The 20,617-nt window shown below is 69.4% G+C and carries 23 protein-coding genes and 2 pseudogenes; 12 read left to right on the forward strand and 13 right to left on the reverse strand.

Features of this window, described 5'->3' with window-relative positions; all coding sequences use genetic code 11:
* Nucleotide 1 precedes the first annotated feature (1 nt).
* From G8O29_RS12205 to G8O29_RS12220, 4 genes are read right to left on the reverse strand one after another with little or no spacing between them, the layout of a single operon-like run.
* On the reverse strand, nucleotides 2–388 hold the full coding sequence (locus G8O29_RS12205) for a biopolymer transporter ExbD (RefSeq protein WP_166403516.1): 387 nt from the start codon (nucleotides 386–388) through the stop codon (nucleotides 2–4).
* Nucleotides 378–1,061: a MotA/TolQ/ExbB proton channel family protein gene (locus G8O29_RS12210; protein WP_242679083.1), complete on the reverse strand. Its 684-nt coding sequence runs from the start codon at nucleotides 1,059–1,061 to the stop codon at nucleotides 378–380. The genes G8O29_RS12205 and G8O29_RS12210 overlap by 11 nt, the downstream gene beginning before the upstream one ends.
* The gene (locus tag G8O29_RS12215) at nucleotides 1,058–1,492 is read right to left on the reverse strand and encodes a hypothetical protein (RefSeq protein ID WP_166403517.1); all 435 of its coding nucleotides are present in this window, start codon (nucleotides 1,490–1,492) and stop codon (nucleotides 1,058–1,060) included. Before G8O29_RS12215 ends, G8O29_RS12210 begins: the two co-directional genes overlap by 4 nt.
* Before the next feature lie 10 nt (nucleotides 1,493–1,502).
* A complete protein-coding gene (locus tag G8O29_RS12220; RefSeq protein WP_166403518.1) occupies nucleotides 1,503–3,602 on the reverse strand; it encodes a TonB-dependent receptor domain-containing protein in 2,100 nt (699 codons plus the stop codon).
* 219 nt (nucleotides 3,603–3,821) lie between these two features.
* Between G8O29_RS12220 and G8O29_RS12225 the strand changes: the two genes are divergently transcribed.
* Genes G8O29_RS12225 through G8O29_RS12240 form a run of 4 tightly spaced genes read left to right on the forward strand, consistent with a single transcriptional unit; the run spans nucleotide 3,822 to nucleotide 7,573 of the window.
* Complete coding sequence (locus tag G8O29_RS12225) at nucleotides 3,822–4,865, forward strand: hemin-degrading factor (RefSeq protein ID WP_166403519.1); 1,044 nt, start codon at nucleotides 3,822–3,824, stop codon at nucleotides 4,863–4,865.
* The gene (locus tag G8O29_RS12230) at nucleotides 4,862–5,716 is read left to right on the forward strand and encodes a heme/hemin ABC transporter substrate-binding protein (RefSeq protein WP_166403520.1); all 855 of its coding nucleotides are present in this window, start codon (nucleotides 4,862–4,864) and stop codon (nucleotides 5,714–5,716) included. Before G8O29_RS12225 ends, G8O29_RS12230 begins: the two co-directional genes overlap by 4 nt.
* A gap of 2 nt (nucleotides 5,717–5,718) precedes the next feature.
* Nucleotides 5,719–6,789, forward strand: coding sequence for a FecCD family ABC transporter permease (locus G8O29_RS12235; RefSeq protein WP_166403521.1), 1,071 nt, complete (start codon nucleotides 5,719–5,721; stop codon nucleotides 6,787–6,789).
* A 4-nt stretch (nucleotides 6,790–6,793) separates the two neighbouring features.
* Nucleotides 6,794–7,573 (forward strand): heme ABC transporter ATP-binding protein, encoded by a 780-nt coding sequence (locus G8O29_RS12240; protein WP_166403522.1) that lies wholly within the window; start codon nucleotides 6,794–6,796, stop codon nucleotides 7,571–7,573.
* Between the two features lie 72 nt (nucleotides 7,574–7,645).
* On the opposite strand, the gene G8O29_RS12245 is transcribed toward G8O29_RS12240, so the two are convergent.
* From G8O29_RS12245 to G8O29_RS12265, 5 genes are all read right to left on the reverse strand, one after another.
* Nucleotides 7,646–8,698 carry a siderophore-interacting protein gene (locus G8O29_RS12245; protein ID WP_166403523.1) on the reverse strand — a complete coding sequence of 351 codons (1,053 nt, stop codon included), beginning with the start codon at nucleotides 8,696–8,698 and terminating at the stop codon, nucleotides 7,646–7,648.
* Nucleotides 8,695–9,894 carry an MFS transporter gene (locus G8O29_RS12250; RefSeq protein ID WP_166403524.1) on the reverse strand — a complete coding sequence of 400 codons (1,200 nt, stop codon included), beginning with the start codon at nucleotides 9,892–9,894 and terminating at the stop codon, nucleotides 8,695–8,697. The genes G8O29_RS12245 and G8O29_RS12250 overlap by 4 nt, the downstream gene beginning before the upstream one ends.
* Nucleotides 9,895–9,901: 7 nt before the next feature.
* Nucleotides 9,902–12,001 carry a TonB-dependent receptor gene (locus G8O29_RS12255; protein WP_166403525.1) on the reverse strand — a complete coding sequence of 700 codons (2,100 nt, stop codon included), beginning with the start codon at nucleotides 11,999–12,001 and terminating at the stop codon, nucleotides 9,902–9,904.
* Nucleotides 12,002–12,103: 102 nt separating this feature from the next.
* On the reverse strand, nucleotides 12,104–13,066 hold the full coding sequence (locus G8O29_RS12260) for a helix-turn-helix domain-containing protein (protein WP_166403526.1): 963 nt from the start codon (nucleotides 13,064–13,066) through the stop codon (nucleotides 12,104–12,106).
* Between the two features lie 130 nt (nucleotides 13,067–13,196).
* Nucleotides 13,197–13,694: a hypothetical protein gene (locus tag G8O29_RS12265; RefSeq protein WP_207623799.1), complete on the reverse strand. Its 498-nt coding sequence runs from the start codon at nucleotides 13,692–13,694 to the stop codon at nucleotides 13,197–13,199.
* A gap of 401 nt (nucleotides 13,695–14,095) precedes the next feature.
* On the opposite strand from G8O29_RS12265, the gene G8O29_RS12270 reads away from it, so the two are divergent.
* The 3 genes from G8O29_RS12270 to G8O29_RS12280 are packed head-to-tail and all read left to right on the forward strand — an operon-like array spanning nucleotide 14,096 to nucleotide 15,372.
* Nucleotides 14,096–14,338, forward strand: a complete 243-nt coding sequence (locus G8O29_RS12270) for a hypothetical protein (RefSeq protein WP_166403528.1) — start codon at nucleotides 14,096–14,098, stop codon at nucleotides 14,336–14,338.
* The gene (locus tag G8O29_RS12275) at nucleotides 14,335–14,829 is read left to right on the forward strand and encodes a hypothetical protein (RefSeq protein WP_166403529.1); all 495 of its coding nucleotides are present in this window, start codon (nucleotides 14,335–14,337) and stop codon (nucleotides 14,827–14,829) included. The genes G8O29_RS12270 and G8O29_RS12275 overlap by 4 nt, the downstream gene beginning before the upstream one ends.
* Nucleotides 14,830–14,868: 39 nt before the next feature.
* A complete protein-coding gene (locus G8O29_RS12280) occupies nucleotides 14,869–15,372 on the forward strand; it encodes a pseudoazurin (protein ID WP_166403530.1) in 504 nt (167 codons plus the stop codon).
* A 22-nt stretch (nucleotides 15,373–15,394) separates the two neighbouring features.
* Here the strand turns inward: G8O29_RS12280 and G8O29_RS18495 are convergent, their stop codons facing one another.
* Nucleotides 15,395–15,907: a PhnE/PtxC family ABC transporter permease gene (locus tag G8O29_RS18495; protein ID WP_242679085.1), complete on the reverse strand. Its 513-nt coding sequence runs from the start codon at nucleotides 15,905–15,907 to the stop codon at nucleotides 15,395–15,397.
* Between the two features lie 97 nt (nucleotides 15,908–16,004).
* Between G8O29_RS18495 and tnpA the strand changes: the two genes are divergently transcribed.
* The 4 genes and pseudogenes from tnpA (at nucleotide 16,005) to tnpC (ending at nucleotide 17,985) form a co-directional block, all read left to right on the forward strand.
* On the forward strand, nucleotides 16,005–16,361 hold the full coding sequence (gene tnpA / locus G8O29_RS12295) for an IS66-like element accessory protein TnpA (protein ID WP_207623804.1): 357 nt from the start codon (nucleotides 16,005–16,007) through the stop codon (nucleotides 16,359–16,361).
* Entirely contained in the window at nucleotides 16,358–16,705 is a 348-nt protein-coding gene (tnpB, locus tag G8O29_RS12300; RefSeq protein WP_166403532.1) for an IS66 family insertion sequence element accessory protein TnpB, read from the forward strand. The genes tnpA and tnpB overlap by 4 nt, the downstream gene beginning before the upstream one ends.
* Before the next feature lie 58 nt (nucleotides 16,706–16,763).
* Nucleotides 16,764–17,306: an IS66 family transposase zinc-finger binding domain-containing protein gene (locus G8O29_RS12305; RefSeq protein ID WP_166403533.1), complete on the forward strand. Its 543-nt coding sequence runs from the start codon at nucleotides 16,764–16,766 to the stop codon at nucleotides 17,304–17,306.
* Nucleotides 17,201–17,985 (forward strand): annotated as a pseudogene (gene tnpC / locus G8O29_RS12310) (IS66 family transposase). The gene G8O29_RS12305 and the pseudogene tnpC overlap by 106 nt, the downstream one beginning before the upstream one ends.
* On the opposite strand, the pseudogene G8O29_RS12315 reads toward tnpC, so the two are convergent.
* A pseudogene (locus G8O29_RS12315) lies at nucleotides 17,980–18,102 on the reverse strand (IS3 family transposase); the annotation flags it as partial. The pseudogenes tnpC and G8O29_RS12315 sit on opposite strands and share 6 nt — an antisense overlap.
* Before the next feature lie 68 nt (nucleotides 18,103–18,170).
* On the opposite strand from G8O29_RS12315, the gene G8O29_RS12320 reads away from it, so the two are divergent.
* Nucleotides 18,171–18,928 (forward strand): IS5 family transposase gene (locus G8O29_RS12320; RefSeq protein WP_242679088.1). Its coding sequence is split into 2 segments (ribosomal slippage): nucleotides 18,171–18,489 and nucleotides 18,489–18,928, totalling 759 coding nucleotides; the frame shifts between segments, so codons are not numbered across the junction.
* A 9-nt stretch (nucleotides 18,929–18,937) separates the two neighbouring features.
* Here the strand turns inward: G8O29_RS12320 and G8O29_RS12325 are convergent.
* Nucleotides 18,938–19,282, reverse strand: coding sequence for a hypothetical protein (locus tag G8O29_RS12325; protein ID WP_166403535.1), 345 nt, complete (start codon nucleotides 19,280–19,282; stop codon nucleotides 18,938–18,940).
* 106 nt (nucleotides 19,283–19,388) lie between these two features.
* A complete protein-coding gene (locus G8O29_RS12330; RefSeq protein ID WP_166403536.1) occupies nucleotides 19,389–20,576 on the reverse strand; it encodes an ABC transporter substrate-binding protein in 1,188 nt (395 codons plus the stop codon).
* Nucleotides 20,577–20,617 lie beyond the last annotated feature (41 nt).

The following is a 20,617-nucleotide window of genomic DNA, read 5'->3' on the forward strand; positions in this document are numbered from 1 at the left end:
GTCAGTCCACCACGGTGACCTGAAGGCCGTCGATGCGCGCCAACGGCGCAAGCACATCGACCAGCGCCTGCGCGGTGACCGCCCCCGTGACGGCGACGATCACCCGCGGGGCCGGGTCGCCGCCGCTCTGCGCCCGGATCGCCTCGGGCAGCCGGGAAAGGTCGATCACCACGCCGTTCAGGCTGAGCCCGTCGCCGTCCAGCCGCAGGAACAGCGGCGGTTCAGCGGCGGCCGGGGCGGCGCCCTGCGTTGCGGCCAGAAACCGGATCTCGCCGTGTTTCGAGAAGGTCGAGGACAGCATGAAGAACAACAGCAGCAGGAAGATCACGTCGATCAGCGAGGTCAGCGACAGCCTGCGCCGCCGGAAGGCCGCCAGTCTAACCGGCATGCGCGCGCAGCGGTTGCAAGGGGGCGGTCCCGCCCGCCGCGGCGGGCGAAGCGGGTCTGAGCGGCGCGCGGACCCGGGCAAGGGCCCCCGCCAGCCACAGGCGTTCAGCGGCCACACGCGCCTCGAACCAGGTCAGCATCAGGCCGGTCGGGATCGCCACGGCAAGGCCGACCGCCGTGGTCAGAAGTGCCACCCAGATGCCGCCCGCCAGCACCGAAGGATCAACCGCCGCGCCCGCGCCCTGCATCGCCCGGAACGCCTCGATCATGCCCAGCACGGTGCCGAACAGGCCCAGAAGCGGGGCGGTCTGGCTGATGGCGTCAAGCAGGCGGAACCCGCCTTCCAGCCGCGCCATGGCGTCTTCGGCCATGGCATCCACCCGTTCCGCCGCGGCAGCGGAGCCATCCGACGCCAGCGCGGCCGACAGGACCGGCACCAGCCCGGAACGCGCCCGGCCAGTGGCAGACTGGGCCTTGTCGGCCTGCCCGGCATCCCAGTCGGCAAGCGCCGCCTCAAGCGCGGCATGGCGGCCAAGCCCGGCCCGCCAGAACTGCCACAGCTTGAACAGGATGACGGCCAGCGCGACCACCGACAGACCGGTGAGCAGCCAGATGACCGGCCCGCCCAACATCAGCAACTCGCGCACCTGACCGGGCAGCAGGTCGATCATCATCCCAGAAGCTCCACATCCGTGCGGCTGGACCAGTGCAGCCCGGCCTTGCAAGCCGCCCGGTCCAGGCCCTCGCCGGTGCAGGCATGGATGTCGTTCAGGATCACCCGGCCCAGCGTGGCGCAATCGGTGCCCGCCAGATCGAATTGGCGCGCGCGGGGGCGCCCCTGCGGCAGGTCGCGGAAGTCGAACAGCGTCAGCAGGACGACCTTGCCCGCCCGGTCGATCACAACGGTTTCCACCACCAGCGCCGATAGGTCGGCCCCGAGCGCGTTCGTCGCCAGGAACACCAGTCGGCAGGCGCCCGCCTGTGGCTCGACCGCGTTCAGCTCGATCGTCAGCACGGGCGCCTGCCCCCCGGCCGTTTCGGCGGCGGCGGGGGACAGGCTGGCGGCGAAGGCGAGGGCGGCCGCGAAGGCAGGGGTTCGTCGCATCGGTTGCCTTTCAGAAGGTGCGTGTCAGGGTCAGCCGGAACGTGCGGCCGGGGCCGTTTTCCTGGTCGAGGTTGTTCTGGTAGGTCTTGTCGAACGCGTTCTCGACCCCGAAGCGGATGTCGGTTCCCGCCAGCGCCCCACGCTGCGGCGTCCAGTTCACGAACATGTCGTGCACGTCATAGGCGGAAAAGTCCGTGGTCGTGATGACCCCCGTGTTGACGCTGCGCGTCGAGGTCGAGATTCGGTCGACGACATGCGCGGTCCAGCCGAATTCCAGCCCGCTGTCCGGCAGCCTGCGCGCCAGCGTCAGCGACAGGCTGTCGGCCGGCGTGGAGCTGAGCGTGTAGTCGAAGGTCGTGTCCTCTCCTCGCACATGCGAATAGGCAAGGCGGACGTAACCGCCCGGCGCCTCGTAGCTGCCTTCCAGCTCCACGCCCTCGAACCGCGCGGTACCGATGTTGCGGAAATAGACCGGCACCGAACTTGGGCTGCGCTCGATCAGGTTGTCCACGTCGTTGCGGAAGGCCGTCAGCTTGAACTGAAGCGCGTCATCGGCGCCGAACACCCCCTGCCGGTCAAAGGCAATGCCAAGCTCGACCGATTCGGATTTCTCCTTCTCGAGGTTCAGGGCCGGCGCCTGCACCGTCGGGCTGACCTGCGAGGAATAGAGCTCGTCAAGCGTCGGTAGGCGTTCCGTGGAGGCCCAGGAGCCGAACACCGACAGGTCCTCGGTGATGTCGTACAGGGCCGCGATCTTGGCCGACACGGCCACGTCGTCGGTTTCGGTGGCACCCGGCACCAGGGGGCCCGGCGTGCGATTCACGAAATCGGCGCGCAGGCCGGGGATGATGGTCAGCCTTTCGCCGAAGACGAATTCGCCCTGTCCATAGACGGCAACCCTGCGGTCCGTCCCCTCGGGGTGGAAGCCGATGTTGACCCCGCTGGCCGGGCGCGCCGTGCGTTCCAGTTGCGAGACATCGAGGCCAAGGACAAGCGAGCCTTCCCAGCCCGCGCCCGAGAATTCGGACCGGTTCTGCGCCTTCAGCGTCACGGTGCGGTAGCCGTAGCTCGTGTCCTGGAACAGGACCGAGGACGAGGGGAACCCGGGGTTGGCGTTCGTCTGATCGTTGGTCGTGTCCGACACGCCCAGGCTGAAGGTATAGTCGAGCAGCGGATTGTCGGGCACGTCGTCCGAAAAGCTCAGCAGCGCGGTCGTGTCCACCACCCTGCGGTCTACCGTGCCGAAGGAGCTGGAGCCGGTCTGCGCATAGCGCGCTTCATCCTCGTCGCTGGTCCAGCGCTGCACCGAGAAGCGAAGCTTCTGGCCGCCGCCCAGGGTCCAGGTGCCCTTCAGCAGGCCCGAGGGGGTGCCGTAGCCGGTGCCGTCGATGACGGTGCCGTCGCCGTCCTTGACATCGCCCGAGCGGCGGTAGTTCAGCGCGCCGAGGAATTCGAAGCGGTCGCTCGGCCGCACGGCATAGATCGCCGAGGCCAGCGCGCTGTCGCCGTTGGACCCGTATCCCAGCCGGAACCGCAGCGCGCTGCTGTCGCCGTCTTGCAGGAAGTCCGAGGCGTCCTTGGTGGTGAAGTTGATGATGCCGCCGATCGCGCCCGAACCATACAGCGTGCCCGCCGCCGGGCCGCGCAGCACCTCGACCCGCTTGTACAGCTCGGGATCGCTGAAGAACGAGCCCATGCGGTACTGTTCGTAGAACTTCGGCACGCCATCGACCGTGACGATGATCCGGCTTTCGGAAGCCGGCTGTTCGGTGTTGCCGACGCCGCGGATGTTGAAGGCAAGGCCCAGCGGGCGCGCGGTGGACCCGGCCGTCTGCACGCCCGGGACGCCGTCGAAGATGCCGCGCACGGTGGCGGCCGGTTCGCGGTCAAGGTCTTCCTGGTCCAGCACGGTCACCGCCAGCGGCGTGTCCGAGGCGACCTTGGGCGTGCCGAAGCCCAGAACGACGCGACCGAGCAACGTGAACAACCCCTCGGGCTGCCGTTCCTGTGCCGGCGCGATGCAAGGCGTCAGCGCGGTTGTCGCCGCGAAAAATGCGGTCAGGGCGTGTTGCCTGACGCGGGCAACAGGTATCGAAGTCGTACGCAGCATGGTTTCCCCCGGGGTTCCCTTGTGATTTGGGGCTGGCGAAACCGCTGGCGCCGCAGGCCCTGTCCGGCCCGCGTTTCTTGTCTTGCAGCGCTTATTTTATCCGACTATTAATGTCAACAACTCGCCGCCATAACTTTCTGCGGCAGTTCGCCAGCGACACCCCGGCCGATGCGGTCAGGTCGCCAGCCCAACTCAAGCCCCTACCGGAGAGACGATGGGATGATGGACCCCGACCTGATCCGCGCTGCCCGCGCCGAACATCCGAAACTGCGCGAGCGGGACCTGGCTGCACAGCTGGGCATCTCGGAAGCCGAGCTCGTGGCCGCCCATGTCGGCCATGGCGTGCGCCGGATCGCCGCCGACCCCGACCGACTGGTCCCGGCGCTGGCGGCTCTGGGCGAGGTGATGGCGTTGACGCGCAACGACTCGGCCGTGCACGAGAAGGTCGGGCGCTACGACAACTACCAGGGCGGCAACCACGCGGCGATGGTGCTGGCCGACGACATCGACCTGCGCATCTTTCCGCAGCACTGGGTACATGGCTTTGCCGTGGCGCGCGACACAGAAGATGGCCCGCGCCACAGCCTGCAGGTCTTCGACGGCGCCGGGGATGCAGTGCACAAGGTGTATCTGCGGGCGGAATCGGACGCCGCCGCCTATCAGGCCTTGGTTGACGCGCTGGCGACGGAAGATCCCGCCCGCACGGTGGCAACCGCGCCTCGCCCCGCGCCCGAGGGGGCCCGCGGCGATGCGGCCCGGCTTGACGCTCTGCGGGGCGAATGGGCCCGGATGACCGACACGCACCAGTTCATGCGGCTGACCGCGAAGCTGAAGTTCAACCGGCTGGGGGCCTACCGCATGGTCGGCGCGCCTTTCGCGACACAGCTTGACCCCACGGCGGTTGACCGGGCACTGGCTGCCGTGGCGGCGGCCGGGATCGGCATCATGGTTTTTGTCGGCAACCGCGGCTGCATCCAGATCCACTCCGGCCCGATCGCCACCCTGCGCCCGATGGGTCCGTGGCAGAACGTGATGGATCCCCGCTTCAACCTGCATCTGCGCCTTGACCACATCGCCGAGGTCTGGCGGGTGGCCAAGCCGACGCGGCGGGGCGATGCAATCTCGGTCGAGGCCTTCGACGCCGAGGGCCGCCATATCCTGCAGATCTTCGGCCAGCGTGGCGAGAAGACCGACATGGCCGAACTCGCGGTTTGGAACGACATTGCCGCGGCGCTGCCGGACAGGGCGGAGGTGCCTGCATGACCCGCCTGTTCGCCATCGGGGCTGCGCTCGCGATCTGTGCCCTTGGCGTGCCGCTTGCCGCGCAGGAACCGGCGCAGCGCATCGTGTCGCTGGGCGGGTCGGTGACAGAGATCGTCGTGGCGCTCGGCGCCGAAGACCGGCTGGTGGCGCGCGATTCGACCTCGTCCTTCCCCGACAGCATCCTCGCGCTGCCCGATGTGGGCTACCTGCGCGCCCTGTCGCCCGAAGGCGTGCTGGCGCTTGGTCCGGACCTGATCGTGGCCGAAGCCGACGCCGGGCCGGTCGAGGCGGTGGAGGTGCTGCGCGGCGCGGGCGTTCCCTTCGTGCTGATGCCAGATGATCCCACGGCGGCGGGTGTTGCGGCCAAGATCGCGGCCGTGGCCGGGGCGCTCGGCCTTCCGGCCGAGGGGGAGGCCCTTGCTGCCCGCGTGACGGCAGAACTGGCCGCTGCCGAAGCCCTGGCGACCGGCGTGACCGCGCCGAAACGGGTGTTGTTCGTCCTTTCGGCGCAAGGCGGGCGGATCATGGCCGGGGGGGACGGCAGCGCGGCCGAAGCGATCATACGGCTGGCAGGCGGGGTCAACGCGGCGACCGGGTTCGAGGGCTACAAGCAGATGACGGACGAGGCCGTACTGACCGCCGCCCCCGATGTCATCCTGATGATGGACCGCGGGGGCGACCATGCGGCGCTGGATGCCGAACTCTTCGCCCTGCCGTCGCTGGCCGGTTCGCCTGCGGCGCGCGACGGGGCGGTGATCCGCATGGACGGGCTGTTGCTGCTGGGCTTCGGCCCGCGCACGCCCGAGGCGGTGCGCAAGCTGCACGCGGCGCTGTACGGGGACGAGCCCTGATCATGGTGGCCCTTATGCGCCCCGATGTTGCGCCCCAGGGCGACCGCTCGGCACGAGCGCGGCAGGCGACGGTGGTCCTGTTCGCCTGCCTGGCGCTGGTGGCCGCCCTGTCGCTGGGCACCGGCGCCTCGGGGGTGTCGCTGGTCGATCTGGCCGCGGGCTGGCTGCGCGGCGAGGCGATGGCGGCGCGCGACCGGGTCGTGCTGTTCGACATCCGCCTGCCGCGGCTGGCCATGGGCATGCTGGTGGGCGCGGCGCTCGCGGTGTCGGGCGCGCTGATGCAGGGGCTGTTCCGCAACCCGCTGGCCGATCCGGGGCTGGTCGGCGTCGGCGCAGGGGCCGGACTGGGGGCAGTCCTGGCCATCGTGCTGGGTGGCCTTCTGCCAGCGGGCCTTGCCGCCGCACTGGGCCAGTATCTGGTGCCGGCAGCGGCGTTCCTTGCCGGCTGGGCGGCGACGCTGCTGCTCTACGCCGTCTCGTCCCGGCAGGGGCGCACATCCGTCGCCACCATGCTGCTGGCGGGGATCGCACTTGGCGCGCTGTCCGGGGCGGCGACCGGCATCCTGATCTACCTGGCCGACGACCGGCAGTTGCGCGACCTGACCTTCTGGGGTCTCGGCTCGCTCGGCGGGGCCAGTTGGCAAAAGATCGCGCTGGCCGCGCCGCTGATCCTGCCGGTGCTGCTGTTGTCGCCGCTCTTGGCGCGCGGGCTGAACGGGCTGGCCCTGGGCGAGGCGGCGGCGCTGCACATGGGGGTCGAGGTGGAGCGGGTCAAGCGGCTGGCCATCCTGTCGGTCGCGGCGGCGACCGGGGCGGCGGTCGCGGTGTCGGGCGGCATCGGCTTCATCGGCATCGTCGTGCCGCACCTGCTGCGGCTGGCCAGCGGGCCGGATCACCGGTACCTGCTGCCGAACGCGGCCCTGCTTGGCGCCGCGCTGCTGGTGGGGGCGGACATGGTCGCGCGCCTGGTGGTGGCCCCGGCCGAACTGCCCATCGGGATCGTAACCGCCGTCCTGGGCGCGCCGGTGTTCCTGTTCATCCTGCTGCGCAGCCGCGGCATCCTGGATCTCTAGGGTAATGCTGGCCGCCTCTCACCTCACCCTGCGGATCGGCCGGCGCCGGATCCTGGATGATGTCGACTTCGAGGCCCGCGCAGGGGCCGTGACGGCCATCGTCGGGCCGAACGGGTCGGGCAAGACCACGCTGTTGCGCGCCCTGACCGGCGAGGGTGCGGCAGAGGGCCGGATCACGCTGAATGGCATCGACATCGCCGCCGCCCGACCCGCGCGCCTTGCCGCCGTCCGCGCCGTGCTGCCGCAGGCAACGCCGCTGGCCTTTCCGTTCCTGGTGGCCGAGGTGGTGCGGCTGGGACAGCGCGCGGGCCTGTCGGCGGCCGATCCCGGCCTGGCCGAGCGGGCGCTGTCGGCAGTGGGCTTGCAGGGCCTTGCCGCGCGCCCCTATCAGGAACTCTCGGGCGGCGAGCAGCAGCGCGTGCAACTGGCCCGCGTGCTGGCGCAGGTCTGGCAACCTGTGGGTCCCGAAGGACCGCACTGGCTGTTCCTCGATGAACCCGTGGCCAGCCTCGACATCGCGCATCAGTTGCAGGTCATGCGGCTGGCGCGCGGCTATGCCGATGCCGGGGGCGGCGTGGTGGCGGTCATGCACGACCTGAACCTGACGGCCATGTTCGCCGACCGTGTGGCTCTTCTGGCCGGGGGCCGGGTGCTGGCGGCGGGGCGCGTGTCCGAGGTGCTGACCGACACGCACCTGTCACAGGCCTACGGCTGCGCGCTTCGGGTCGGCGTGCTGCCCGCACAGGGGCCCTACATCCTGCCGCAGGCCGCGGGCGCCGCCTGACGCCCCGCCTCCCGCCCCGCCTCCCACCCTGGTGCCGGACCGGCTGTACCGGGCAGGCCTGCGGTGTGCGGCTCAGTCGTCGTGCCGCCGCGCATCCCCACGCTTGCCGCGCCGCCAGTAGGTGACGATCTCGGTGCGGTCGGGTGGCATTGTGCTGCACAGCGGGCGCAGTGCCAGTGCCAGGGCATGCTCTGCGCCAAGCCAGACATGGGCGGGTTGTCGGGTCAGCAGATCAGCGGCAAGCACCACCGCCTCGGCCGCGAACCGCCCGGGCGGCAGGGCCAAGATGTCCGTCTCCGTCTTGGGCAGATAGGCGGCCAGCGACGCGGCCTCGCCTTCGGCCACCAGCCAGCCGGTCGTTGCGGGGCCGCGTGCGGCCAGGATGCGCGCGGCGGCCGGCAGGCCGGTGGCATCGGCCACCATGAGGATCGGACCCGGCGTCACCGGAGGCCGGCCGCCGCCCGGCCCCATCACGCCGATCCGGTCGCCCGGCTGCGCGGCACGGGCCCAGTCCGATACCGCGCCGCCCGGATGGTCGGCCACGTCGATGGCGATGCGCCCGCCGTCGGGGTCCAGCGCGGCGATGGTGAAGTAGCGCACATGCAGCCGCTGCGCCCCCCGCGGCCAGAGCGTGCGCCCGTTCGCCGCTACCGCGGGCCAGACCGGCGCGATGCTCCGATCGGCGGGCAGCATCAGCTTGACGTGAAGCCCTTCGTCGGCCAGCGCCGCCAGCCCTTCGCCCCGCAGCCAGAGGCGGATCAGGCCGGGCATCGGCACCGCGCGCGCCTCGACCGCCAGTTCGCGGAAGTTCGGCGGCCGGGCCGCGGCCACCGGCCCCGCCCCGGTCCAGACCAGCGACCGGGCGGCGCGGGGGGCGATCTCGGCGAGATGTTCGGCCACGGCTTCGCGCAGGAAGTAGAGCGCGTTTTCGCTGGTGGCGCGCAGGGCAAAGCTGACTGCGGCGCCTTCCAGCGTCATGCACAGGCTGTTGCCCTGAAAGTCCAAGCTGAAGGTGCCGTCGCTGTCCTGCGTCGGCCGCACGCCTTTTTCGATCAGATGCGCGCGCAGGGCGGCAAAGGCAGCGGCGGCGTCCGGCAGGGTGGCCAAGGCATGGCTTTCGATCATGTCCGCCCCTGCCTTGCGGCCAGCATTGCCCCCGCCAGACTTGCGATCCCGGCGACCGTCAGCACGGCAGTCAGGCCAACCCGGTCCAGCATGCCTGTGGCGACGGCGTTGATGGCGAGGATCACGATGCTGGAAGCGGTCCCGAAACCCGCAACGTCTGTGGCGGCCCGGTCCGGATCGACCCGCGCATACAAGAGCTGCGCCATGGCGATGGACGCGGCATAGACCAAGGCACCTGCCGTGACGGTATAGGCCGCCACGGGCCAGCCCGTGCGATGGCCGAGGCCCAGATGCACCGCTGCCAGCCCGCAGCCCAGAGCCGCCACGCTGACCATCACCCGATATCCGCCGTGCCGTTCCACCAGCGGCCGTGCCGCCAGTGCCGCGACCAGCCCCAACGCGTTGGCCAGCACAATGCCGATCAGCCCGACCTCGGCCACGCCAAAGCCCGCATCCACCAGCAGAACCGACTTCATCGCATAGGGCAGATCGCAGACCAGGGTCGCCAGTGCGCCCACCGCGAACAGCACAGGAATGCCCGGCAGGCGAAACACACGCACATAGTCGGCCGGATGAAAGGCCAGCACGGCCGGGCGGGGTGCGCCCCTGTCCAACGGAGCGGCCAACAGCAGCGCCAGCGCCGCTGCCTGCACGACGGTCAGCGCCAGCATGGCAGCAGCCCAGCCCAGCCCGCCGAAGCCCCAGACGACACCGCCGCCCAGTATCGCCCCGGCCAATGCGGTCCCCGCGCGCTGCCAGACCACCGCGCGCGGCACGTCGGGGGCGGGAATCAGCCGCACCGTCAATGCCTCCAGCGCCATCACCTGCGTGCCGAGACAGACCGACACCGGCACCAGCAGGGCCACCAGAAGCATGGCCTCTGCGACCGGGTCCAACGTGGCCAGTGCCGCGAACAGCCCGACCAGAACCACCTGCGGCCCCAGCACCCATCCGCGGTAATGCCCGAGCCGCGCCACCCCGCGCCGGTCCAACAGCGGCGCCCAAAGGAAACGCGCCACATAGGGGATCGCCACCAGCATCATCAGCCCCACCGCCCCCGATGCCGCCCCGCCCGCGCGCAGGAACAAGGGAACGGCAAAGATGATGAACTGCCCGGCGACTGCCGCCGAACAGGACAGCACGGCCAGTGACGGGATCGGGCCAATCCCAGAGCGGTGCTGCGATCCGAGGGCCATTGCCATCTCAGAACCGCCGCGTCAGGGTCAGCCCGATCGTGCGCGGCGCCACAAGGTCGGCCCCGGCCCCGGTGACGATGCGGGTCTTTCCCGCACTGTCGGTCAGGTTGGTGACATAGGCGCGCAGTTCAGCCTGCCCGATGAACCGGCTGACGCCCAGATCGACGACCGTGTAGTCGCCCACCGCCTCTTCCGGCAGATTGTTGAAATCGTTGAAGGTCTTGCCGACATAGGTGATCCGGCCGTCGACCTGCCAGTCGGGCGCCGGTGTCCAGACGGCACCCAGCGACAGTGTGGCCCGCGGGTCCTGGCCGAACCGGTTGCCCTGCACGGCGGGCGTCGCCGCGGCGGCGCGGGTGATGCGTGTGGTAAGAAGGCCGAAGGCCGCGTCGATCCGCAGGTCGTCGGTCGCCTGCCAGTCGCCCTCGGCCTCGATGCCCCAGGATTCGCCTTCTTCCTGGTTGAAGACCTGCAGGCTCAGCCGGTTGCCGGGCACCGTGGCGCCGTAGACCTGCGGCGCGTCGAGCCGGTTGTAGAAGGCGGTCAGCCCCAAGCGCAGGTTGCCGTCCGCGCTTTCGTGGCGCCAGGTGGCCTCGGCCGTCCACATGCTTTCGCTGTCATAGCTGTAGGGCACGCCGGTGAAGGCGTTGATCGCCGCGCCCCCCGGCGTGAAGCCGCGCCGCAGCGACAGGCCCAGCGTGTTGCGGTCGTCCAGACGATAGCCGATGCCGATGCTGGGCAGCAAGATGGTCTCGTCGGTGGCGCTGGAGTTGGCGCCGAACACCGGCGGGAAGGGCGGCGGAAACAGGACCGTGGTGGCGATGTCGCGGGTGTCGGAATAGCGTTGCAGCCGCGCGCCGAAGCTCAGCGTCGTCCGCGCGCCCAGGCCGTAGCGCAGATCGGCATAGACGGCCGCGCTGCGGGCCTTGACGTCGATGCTGGCCAGCAGGGGGGCGCCGGTGGCGTCGAAGGCCTGCTCGCGCCGCTCGAAAGCCAGGCCGACGATCCCGTTCAACTGCCCCGCCGCAGGGTTCCCCTCGGCCCCGAAGCGGTAGAGCACATCGAGGTTCAGCAGACGCTCGTCCGCCTCCAGCCGACTGGGAAAGGTCTGCTCCTTGCGGCTGGCGAACCGGTCGCGGCCCCAGGACAGCACGGTTTCCAGCCGCCCCGCGCCGATGTCGGTGCCGGTCTTGAAGGCCAGGACGGTTGCATCGATGTCGAAGGCGCGCATCGGCGCGGTGGCGTTAAGCGCCCGGTCGGCATAGGGTCGCCCCGTCAGGCCCGGGTCCTGGATGAAGTTCCGCGTCTGCGGCACATAGCCCGTCTGGCCTTCCGCGATCAGCGCCCAGTCGGTGACGCTGCCGAACCCCAGATCGACGCTGCCTTCAAGCTGGCCGCGCAGGCGGAGGGTGCTGTATTCGGTGATCCAGTCCCCGCCCGTGCCCAGAACCTCGCGCGGGTCGTCGCCGCGCAGATGCTCGAAGGTCAGCCGCGCCCGCAGGTCGGGGCCGACGGGGCCGGAGATCATCCCGTTCAGCACGTATTGCGGGCCGTTGACCGCGCTGGAGGCGATGCCCGTCTGGATCGCGGCCTCGAAGGTGTCGGCCGGGCGGTTGGTCTCGACGACGACGGCCCCGGCGATGCCCGCGCGCCCGCGCAGGAGCGACTGCGGCCCGCGCAGCACCTCGATCTGCTGCACGTCCCACAGCGAGGTGAAGGCGCTGTTGACCAGGCTGGGGATCCGGGTGACGCCGTCGATGATAACGGGCAGGCGCGACGGCGCCCCGGTGATGGCGGCCGAGTTCAGCCCGCCCGCGCCACCGCCCTGGGTGCCGCGGATCGAGGGCAGTTCGCTCGGCCCCTGCACGAAGGCGTTGGGGGTGCGGGGCACAACCGTGTTGATCTGCGCGCCGGGCTGCGCCACGTCCGGCGCATCGCCGGGCAGGACGCTGACGCCCTGCAGGGTCTGGTCCAGCGTGCGCGCCACGCGTTCGCCCAGAAGGACGATCGTGCCGAGGAAAGTGTCCCCGTCCTGTGCTGCGGCCGGGCCGGACAGCGCGACGCTGCACAGCAATCCGGCCAGAGTTCCGCGAACCAATCGCCGCATGGCGCCCTCATTCCCAAGCATTTTACTTGGGTATAGCGGCGCGCCGGTGCCGCTGCCAGCGTTGCCGCCTGTCCGATCCGGTCAATCCGCTGTCCGAACGGGTCAGGATGGTCGGATCAGGCCGGACGGGGGCAGGCCGTATTCCTGTCGGCAGGCCTTCGCCAGCGCCTCGGGCGAGGCATAGCCCACGGCACGCGCGGCCTCGGCCACCGGCACGCCGTCGCGCAGGAGTCGCAGCGCCGCCCCCAGCGCCGCGCGCCGGATCACCGCGAAGGCCGAGGTGCCACACTCGGCCCGCAGGGCGCGGTTCAGCGTGGACAGCGACACGGCACAGGCATCGGCCAGGGCGGCCGGCGTCAGGTCGAGCGTCGGCCGCTCGGCCACCCGCCGGAGCGCCAGTTCGGCGAGGCCGGTCGCGGCCGGTCGCGCGGCGGCCTCCGGACCGGCCCCGCCCAGCAACGGCAGGATATCGGCCAGCGCCGCCAGGGCCAACCCTTCGGCCCGCAGCGCCGCCGCAGGGGGCGCCTGGTCCAGGTGGAACAGGGTCAGCGCCAGCTGGAGCAGTGCCGCGGACATGCGCCCGCTGCGCAGGGTCCGGCCTGCGATGGCAGCGCGCAGCGTGGCCGCCGCGGCCCTGTCCGTGGCGGCAAGCCGCGGCAGTCCCTCGGCCATCACGTGCACCGACACGGTGCGGAAGCCGGGTTGTGCCGGGGCGTTCACAAGCCAGGTCGATGGTCCGGGACTGCCGACCACCAGCCAGTCCCCCGCCCGCAGCGAGAACTCCCGGCCGGTCGCGGCCTCGGACGAACGGCTTTCGCCCGCCAGCCGCAACTCCAGGGTCAGTCCGGGATGGCCATCGACCTCGGCGGCAAACGGGCGCAACCCCGAAAGGTCACCCCTCAGCACTGCCAGGTGCGGTGTAACCAGCAACGGATCGATCCAGCCGCGCGCCATGACCTGCGTCCGCGGCACCAACATCTCGATGCGCTGCTGCATGACGCTTTCGCCCAGCGCCGCCACCGATCCGGGTGTGATGTCCGTGCGCCGCCGCTGCGCCAGCGTCATGGCACACCGTCGTGCCGGTCCGTCCACCGGTCGAGCGCTGCGTCGTCGGGCCAGGCGACCTGCCTCAGCAAGGACAGGATCCGCCCCACAGCGGCCATAAGGTGCCGGACGCCTGCCAGCCCGCGTCGCGTCATCGCGGAACCGGCGGCGAGGTGCAGGATGCAGGTTCGGCTCCACCGCTCGCCACCTCTCGCTGCGTTCCGACCAGAAGCCGGATCGCGGCCAGCAGGGCGCGGGGGTCGTTGCCCTCGCACAGGATCGAGGCCATGGCCTGCGCATCGTCCTGCCGCCCGCGCGCGGTCATCCGGTGGACCGACAGCAGCAGGCGCTCGACCGGCGTCACGAAGACCGAACAGGTCGGGCAGCCGGCGGCGTTGAAGGCGAAACAGGACTGCCGCGTCGCCCGCAGCGCCTGCACGACCGACAGGATGTCGAAGGCGAGACCGGGACCGTGCGCATCGCCCGCCACCCGCAGGCTTTCGGACAGGGCGGCGATCCAGCACTGGCTGGCGGGAGCGGCGAACTGCGCGAAGTAGTGGCGCGCTATCGTCAGGAATGCGGTTTCGTCGGGGGTCGGGGCAAAGTCGGACAGCGGCGTTCCGTTCGGCATCCGGCAGCATCCGGTCATCGGCCGCACCGGCAACAGGCGGGTCGTTCGGCGTGCTGCGCAGGGGTTGGTGGTGCAGGGAGCGTCATGGTCACCTCGTAAGGATCAGGGCCGCATGCAGCCGCTGGTGATGGCGGGTTGCCGTTGCAGCATGGTTCCGTCAGGGACGCCGAACGGCGGCGAAAGCGTGACGGACACCGCGCAGTACTAGGTATGCTTTAGTTTATCGTTTTAGTCGGAAATGCAAGAGATTCCGTTGGAAAGGCAACAGCGCCCTAATTCCTGCCGGTCCACCCGGCAGCGGGCGGAATGCCGCCCCTTGCAATAGGCGTGTCTTTCAGTAAAGTACATGACGCTAGCTGTGTGCCAGTCCCCAACCGCCGACAGCGCCACCTGTCGGTACCACGGCACAAGGAGGCGCCATGTCGACCGATCCCCTGCATCTGCTTGCACTTGACGTACTGGCTAGGCGGCACGTCTCGGGCCTGTCGCCCTGCCTGCGTGAAGCCCTGCTGTCCAGCCTTGTCGCATCCATGCGCGCGGGTGGCCAACCCGCCGATCTGCGCCAATGGCCCGTGCTGGTCCACAGCACGGCCAGCCCTGCCGCCTGCAGGCAATCGACCGGGGGGCCGCGGGCGCGTCCGGCGCTGCGGGTGGTTCCGTGATCCACGATACCCGACTGCGCAACAGCCATGCGGACGTCCGGTCCGACCCGGATGACTTCGAACGCGGCCTTCTGGCTGTGACCCGGCATTTCTTCGCTGATGCGCCACCGGATGCGGTGCCGGGCTGGCGCCTTGCCTTTGGCCTGGCGACCGAACTCTGGGGCATCAGCAACGGCCCGCGTGCGGCCCAGTCGCTCCTGCACCTGGCCGAAGCTGTCGATGCCGCACGTGGCAGGGCCTTGCCGGTCCCGTCCCTTTCGGACGGGCCGATGCCGCATCCGGCGGCCGGGGACGAAGCCGACCTGATGGCGCTGATCCATGCGATCCGGCGCAATCGGCTGAACTCCGCGCAGATCGTTGCGTGCCGGATGCATGGCGACCCGGCCGATCCCGCTATCCTGCAGGCCACAGCGATGCTCGCGGGGCTGTTTCCTGCCGAACACCCGCTGCCGGAAGGCGGCGCACCGGCTGCAACACCGCTGCGCCGCTGAAGGCCCGACATCATTGATTGCCGAACCAAGGAGAACAGAATGTCCAATACCCGCCTGCACCGCCGCCTGTTGCTGACACTGCCCGCGCTGATCCTTCTGCCCCGGCGGCTTGCAGCCCAGACGACTGCCCACGAGGTGCAGATGCTGAACGTGAATCCTGACGACAAGAAGCAGAAGATGCTGTTCCTGCCCGGCGTGGTGCGCGCGCAGCCCGGCGACACCGTGACCTTCCGGGCGGTACAAAAGGGACACAACGCGCAGTCGATCGAGGGGCTGATCCCCGAGGGTGCCGAAGAATTCAAGGGCAAGATCAACGAAGAGATCGAACTGACCCTTACGGTCGAGGGTACCTATGCCTACCAGTGCCAGCCGCATTCAATGATGGGGATGATAGGCTTCCTGCTGGTCGGAAACTTCACCGCGAATCTTCCGGCGGTACGCGAGGGCGCGCTGGCGCTTCGCGGAAAGGAGACCAAGGCGCGGGCCGAAACGCTGCTGGCGGAGATCGACGCCATTGCCGCTGCCGAGGGGCTGTCCGGATAGGCCCGCAACGGTGCCCGGCCGGTCAGGCGGCGGGCGACCGCTCGATCTGCCAGACCAGCCCGGTAAAGCCCTCGCGCCAGGCAAAAGTAACAAGGTGGCTGTCGATGGTGTAGCGCGCGGCGATCAGCGGCACCGCCCGGATCAGCACCAGCACCGTGCGCAGCGGGCGGTGCACGGCGGGCGGGGCCATCGTCTCGGAGGCCAGGATGCCAAGCGGCACCGACAGGATCACCGCGCCCAGCGTGCCGAGAACCGCGATACGCAGGGTCTCGGCGCTGCCCTTGAGGATCTCGGGCAGCACCGACGGGTAGGGCGGCACCATCCGGCCAAGGAACTCGGCCACGCGCGGCCCGGCCGACAGAATGCGCGACAGGTCGGCGTCCACCTTGGCAAAGGACCACAGCACCGCCAGGGGCGGCGTGCTCACCCTGTTCATCGCGGCGCGTCCCAATTGCAGCTCTTTCTGGGTACGGGTGTTCGACGAGGTGTCCGGTGCGGTTTTCGAGCAGGAGATCACCGCGGACCTGCCCGCCAACACGCAGTTCCTTTGTAAGCGTCCGGCCTGACCGCTCTGCCGAAGTGCGATGGTGCGGGATAGTGTCCACCAACGTTAGTGGACACTATGGTGCTTGATGGCGCGGCGAACGAGGCGACTTTGGACGGATGAAGAGAACCGGTCGATCTGCCTGCGGACGACGGCGCCGGGCGTATCCGTGGCCCAGGTGGCGCTTCGCTATGCGGTGAATGCGAACCTGACCTTCAAGTGGCTGCGCGATCCCAAGTATCGGCCCAAGCCCGGAACGGGATCAGAGGACGTCGGTTTGCGCTTTCTGCCGGTGGAGATCGTCAAGGAAGCGCCGGTGATCCGGCAGATGCCTGCCACAGATAACCACATCGAGATTGACTTGGCGGATGGGCACCGGATGCGCATCAGCGGGAGCTATTATCCCGAGGCATTGGCGCGGCTGATCCGGGGTCTGACGGTTTGATCCCGGTTCCGGTTAACACGCAGGTCCGGCTGGCGGCAGGTGTCACCGATATGCGCAAGGGCTTTGCTGCGCTCGCAGCGCAGGCCGAGGCGGTGCTGAAGCAGGACCCGTTCGCCGGGCATCTGTTCGTGTTCCGTGGTCGGCAGGGTGACCTTGTGAAGATCATCTGGTGCGATCGTCAAGGCGCCTGCATGTTCATGAAGCGGCTGGAGAAGGGCCGGTTCGTCTGGCCCTCGGCCAAGGAGGGGAAGGTGGCACTGACGCCTGCGCAGTTGTCGATGCTGCTGGAGGGGATCGACTGGCGGGCCCCGCAGCGAACCTGGCGGCCCTTGGCAGCGGGATAATCTGCTGCCCTGCAAGAGAAGGATTTCCACAAGGAATACACTGGGATAAACTTCCCGCATGCTCGATCAGACCCTGACATTTCCGGAAGACCCCGAGGAGCTGCGCAGCTTCATTTCGCGGCTTCTGGCCGAGGTGACGGCGCAGGCGATCCTGATCGAGAAGCTGCGGCATCAGCTGGCTGGGCACCGCGCGCACCGGTTTGGCGCGTCATCCGAGACGGTCGAGCAACTGCAACTGGCCTTGGAGACCAGCGAGATCGCCGCCGCCTCGATGACAGCACGGATGAAGCTGCCCGACATTGGGGAGAAGGATGAACCAAAGCGCCGCCCGATCCCGGATCATGTTCCGCGGATGGAAGTTGAGTTGACGCCCAGTGTCGAGGCCTGCGCTGACTGCGGCGGCTGCCTGCGCCGGATCGGCGAAGATGTGACCGAAGAACTAGAATACGTCCCCGGGCGCTTCATCGTGAACCGGATTGTCCGCCCCCGGCTGACATGCGCCTGCTGCGAGAAGTTTGTTCAGTCGCCACTGCCCTCGCGCCCCATCGAACGCGGCCGCCCCGGCCCGGGTCTGCTGGCCCATGTTCTGGTCAGCAACTGAGGGGCGAGTGCGCCACTGGTTCAAGCACCGCCCCGAAGGCCGACCATCTTCCACTTTACCGGCAAAGCCAGATCTTCGACCGCGAGGGGCTCGATCTGGATCGCTCCACCCTCGCTGATTGGGTCGGCAAATCTACCGCCCTGCTCGAACCCCTCGCCGATGCCATCGGGCGTCATGTCCTGTCGGCCGAGGCGATTTTTGCGGACGATACACCAATCAGCATGCTCGCCCCCGGGACCGGCAAGACTCAAACTGCCCGGCTCTGGACCTATGCCCGTAACGAACGACCGTGGGGAAGCGATGCCCCGCCCGCCGCTTGGTATCGATTCTCGGGTGACCGGAAAGGTCAGCACCCCAAGGATCACCTCGCCCGCTACCGCGGCTGGATGATGCTGACGGACATGCCGGGTTCGAAGACCTCTACTGCTCCGGGGCCATCCGCGAGGTCGCCTGCATGGCCCATGTCAGGCGCAAGTTCGTCGACATCCACCGGTCGCAAGGCTCGCCCATCGCCGAAGAGGCAATCGGCCGGATCGCCCAGCTTTACGCTGTGGAGAAGGAGGCCAGAGGGTCGCCACCTGATCGACGCGCCGAACTCCGCCACGCCCATGCCGCCCCGGTCTTCGACGATCTGGAGCGATCGCTGGTGACCTGCCCCCCGGTCGTCCCTCGTTCATAACGAGAGTCCTTGGGGTTGATAGTGGTCGGTTTCGGGTTGGACAAGCGCGCCGGGTGCGGATCCCTCAAATTGCTCGAGCGCCCGGCGCGCTTCTGCCGGGGTCTTGTTGCTTAGGGTCAGGACCCATAAATCCGCTTGAGCGACGGCACGCGGCATGATTCAAACTCCCAACTTGGGGAGGGATCATGAGCGAGCTTTACTGGCTGACGGACGAGCAGATGGAGCGGCTTCGGCCCTTCTTTCCGAAGTCACGCGGCAAGCCTCGGGTCGATGACCGGCGGGTGCTGAGCGGGATTTTCTTCATTCAGCGCAATGGGTTGATGTGGAAGCACGCGCCCTCGGCCTATGGCCCGCCGAAGACACTCTACAACCGCTGGAAGCGGTGGAGCCGGATGGGCGTGTTCGCCACGATCATGACCGAACTGGCGGCGCAGGCCCAGGAAACCGGGATCGTGATGATCGGCGCGACCCATGCGAAGGCACACCGGACCGCATCGAGCCTCTCGGTTCAAAAGGGGGGCGCGGTCGGCTGATCGGGCGCACGAAGGGCGGGCTCAACTCGAAACTCCATGTCCTGGCCGACGCGAAGGTCCGCCCAATCCGGATGTTCCTGTCGGCGGGCCAGACCTCGGACTACATCGGAGCGCGGGCGCTGCTGCCCTCCATCCCGAAAGCGGCAGCCCTGCTCGGGGACCGGGGCTACGACGCCGACTGGTTCCGCAACGCCCTGATCGAGATGGGCATTTCGCCCAGCATCCCGTCCCGCGCGGGTCGGAAGGTTCCGATCCAGCACGACGCAGATCTCTATCGCCTGCGCCACAAGATCGAGAACATCTTCGCCCGCCTCAAGGACTGGCGCCGCATTGCAACCCGCTATGACCGATGCCCGATCCTGTTCCTCTCCGCCTGCGCCCTCGCTGCAACCGTCATCTATTGGTTGTGAGTCCTGGCTCTAGCGAGGAATGCGGCCTGCCGCCGCCCTCGCGATGCGGATCAGCGCAGCCGCGGTGCGGCCGGCGTGGCCCAGCCCCCGCGCCTCGGGCAGGGTGAAATAGGCGATCTCGGCCGCCCCGTCTCGCGTCGCGCCCACGAAGGCGCCACCGCCCACGACCCTGCCCGTCGCGACCGAAAGGTAGCTGATCCAGGGCGGCGCGAAGCCAGTGGCGGCGTAGAGGGCGCGCGTGCCCTCCAGCATCTCCGCGAGCCCAGAGGGCAGGGTCAGTCCCGTCTGCGCGGGGCTGCCGTCTTCGCGGATCGGCACGAGATGGAAATCAGCGGGCGCGGCGGTCTCGGTCATGGGAGGTCTCCTCGAGGCCAGTGTCTCATGTTTCGCCGACCGGCGCACCCAGCCGGGTCCAGGCTACGGTAGCGCCGGGGCGGAGTGCCGCCCCGGCGTCGCGGGTTCAATGCAGGGCGAGGAAACGGCGCGTGCCGCCCTGGAACGTCATCTCCTTGTAGGTGCCCGCCGCGTCACCCTCGGGCGTGAGCTCCACCCCGGTTGCACCCTGCCAGTCGATGTTGCTCCCGGCGGCGAGGATCTCGAGGCCCCGCGCGATCTCGCCCGGCCCGATCGGCTCGCCTGGCGCATTGGCGACGTTCAGGATATGCGCCGCGATGGCGCCGCGGTCGGCGCTGCCCGCGGCCTGCATGGCGAGGATCAGGAGAGCGGCGGCATCATAGGCCTCGCCCCGGTAGGGGCCCGTGCCGGTGATGCCCGCCGCCTGGGCCTGCGCCTCGAAGGCCTGCGACAGCGCATCATCGCTGCCCGGGGTGGTGCCGAAGCTGCCGTCGATCTCGGCCCCGAAGCGCTCGCCCAGCTGGTCGGCCAGCATCCCGTCGGCCATGATGAAGCTGCCGAAGGCGCCGGTATCGAGTGCGGCGCGGATGATGCCCGCGCCGCCCTGATCCACATAGCCGAAGACCACCAGATGTTCGGCCCCGGTCGCGGCCAGTGCGGCGACCTCGGCCGAATAGTCTGCCTTGCCGTCCTCGTGCGCGGCGCTCAGCAGGACGCGTCCGCCCCTGGCCTGATAGGCGTCGGTGAAGGAGTTCATCAGCCCCTCGCCATAGTCGTTGTTGGTGTAGGTCAGCGCGACCTCGGTGATGCCGCGGGCGATCACCGCCTCGGCCAGCACCTGCCCCTGCCGCGCGTCCGAGGGCGCGGTGCGGAAGAACAGCCCGTTGTCGTCGGCGGTGGTCAGCGCGGGCGTGGTGGCCGAGGGCGAGATGGCCACGACGCCAGCCGGGACGGTGACGTTCGCGACAACGGAGGTGGTCACCCCCGAGCAGTCGGCACCGACGATGGCCGCGACATCCTCGGAATCGACCAGGCGCTGCGCGGCGCTGGCGGCAGCCGCGGCATCGGTGCAGGTGGAATCGGCGCGCACCGGCTCAATGCTGCGGCCGCCGAGGAACAGGCCGCTTTCGCCCGCCTCGCGCTTGGCAAGTTCGGCCGAGGCGGCGATGTCGGGCATCAGGGATTCCACCGGGCCGGTGAAGCCCAGAAGGATGCCCAGACGCACTGGGCCTTCCGCCGCGGCGGGAAGGGCCAGAAGCGCCGCCGAAAGGGCGGTTGTCGTCAGAAGTCTCATGTCGGTTTCTCCGGGTTTGCAGGATGGCCCGGGTTTGGGCC

It is taken from the genome of Rhodobacter calidifons (assembly GCF_011174775.1).
GTDB classification, from domain to species: Bacteria; Pseudomonadota; Alphaproteobacteria; order Rhodobacterales; family Rhodobacteraceae; genus Tabrizicola; species Tabrizicola calidifons.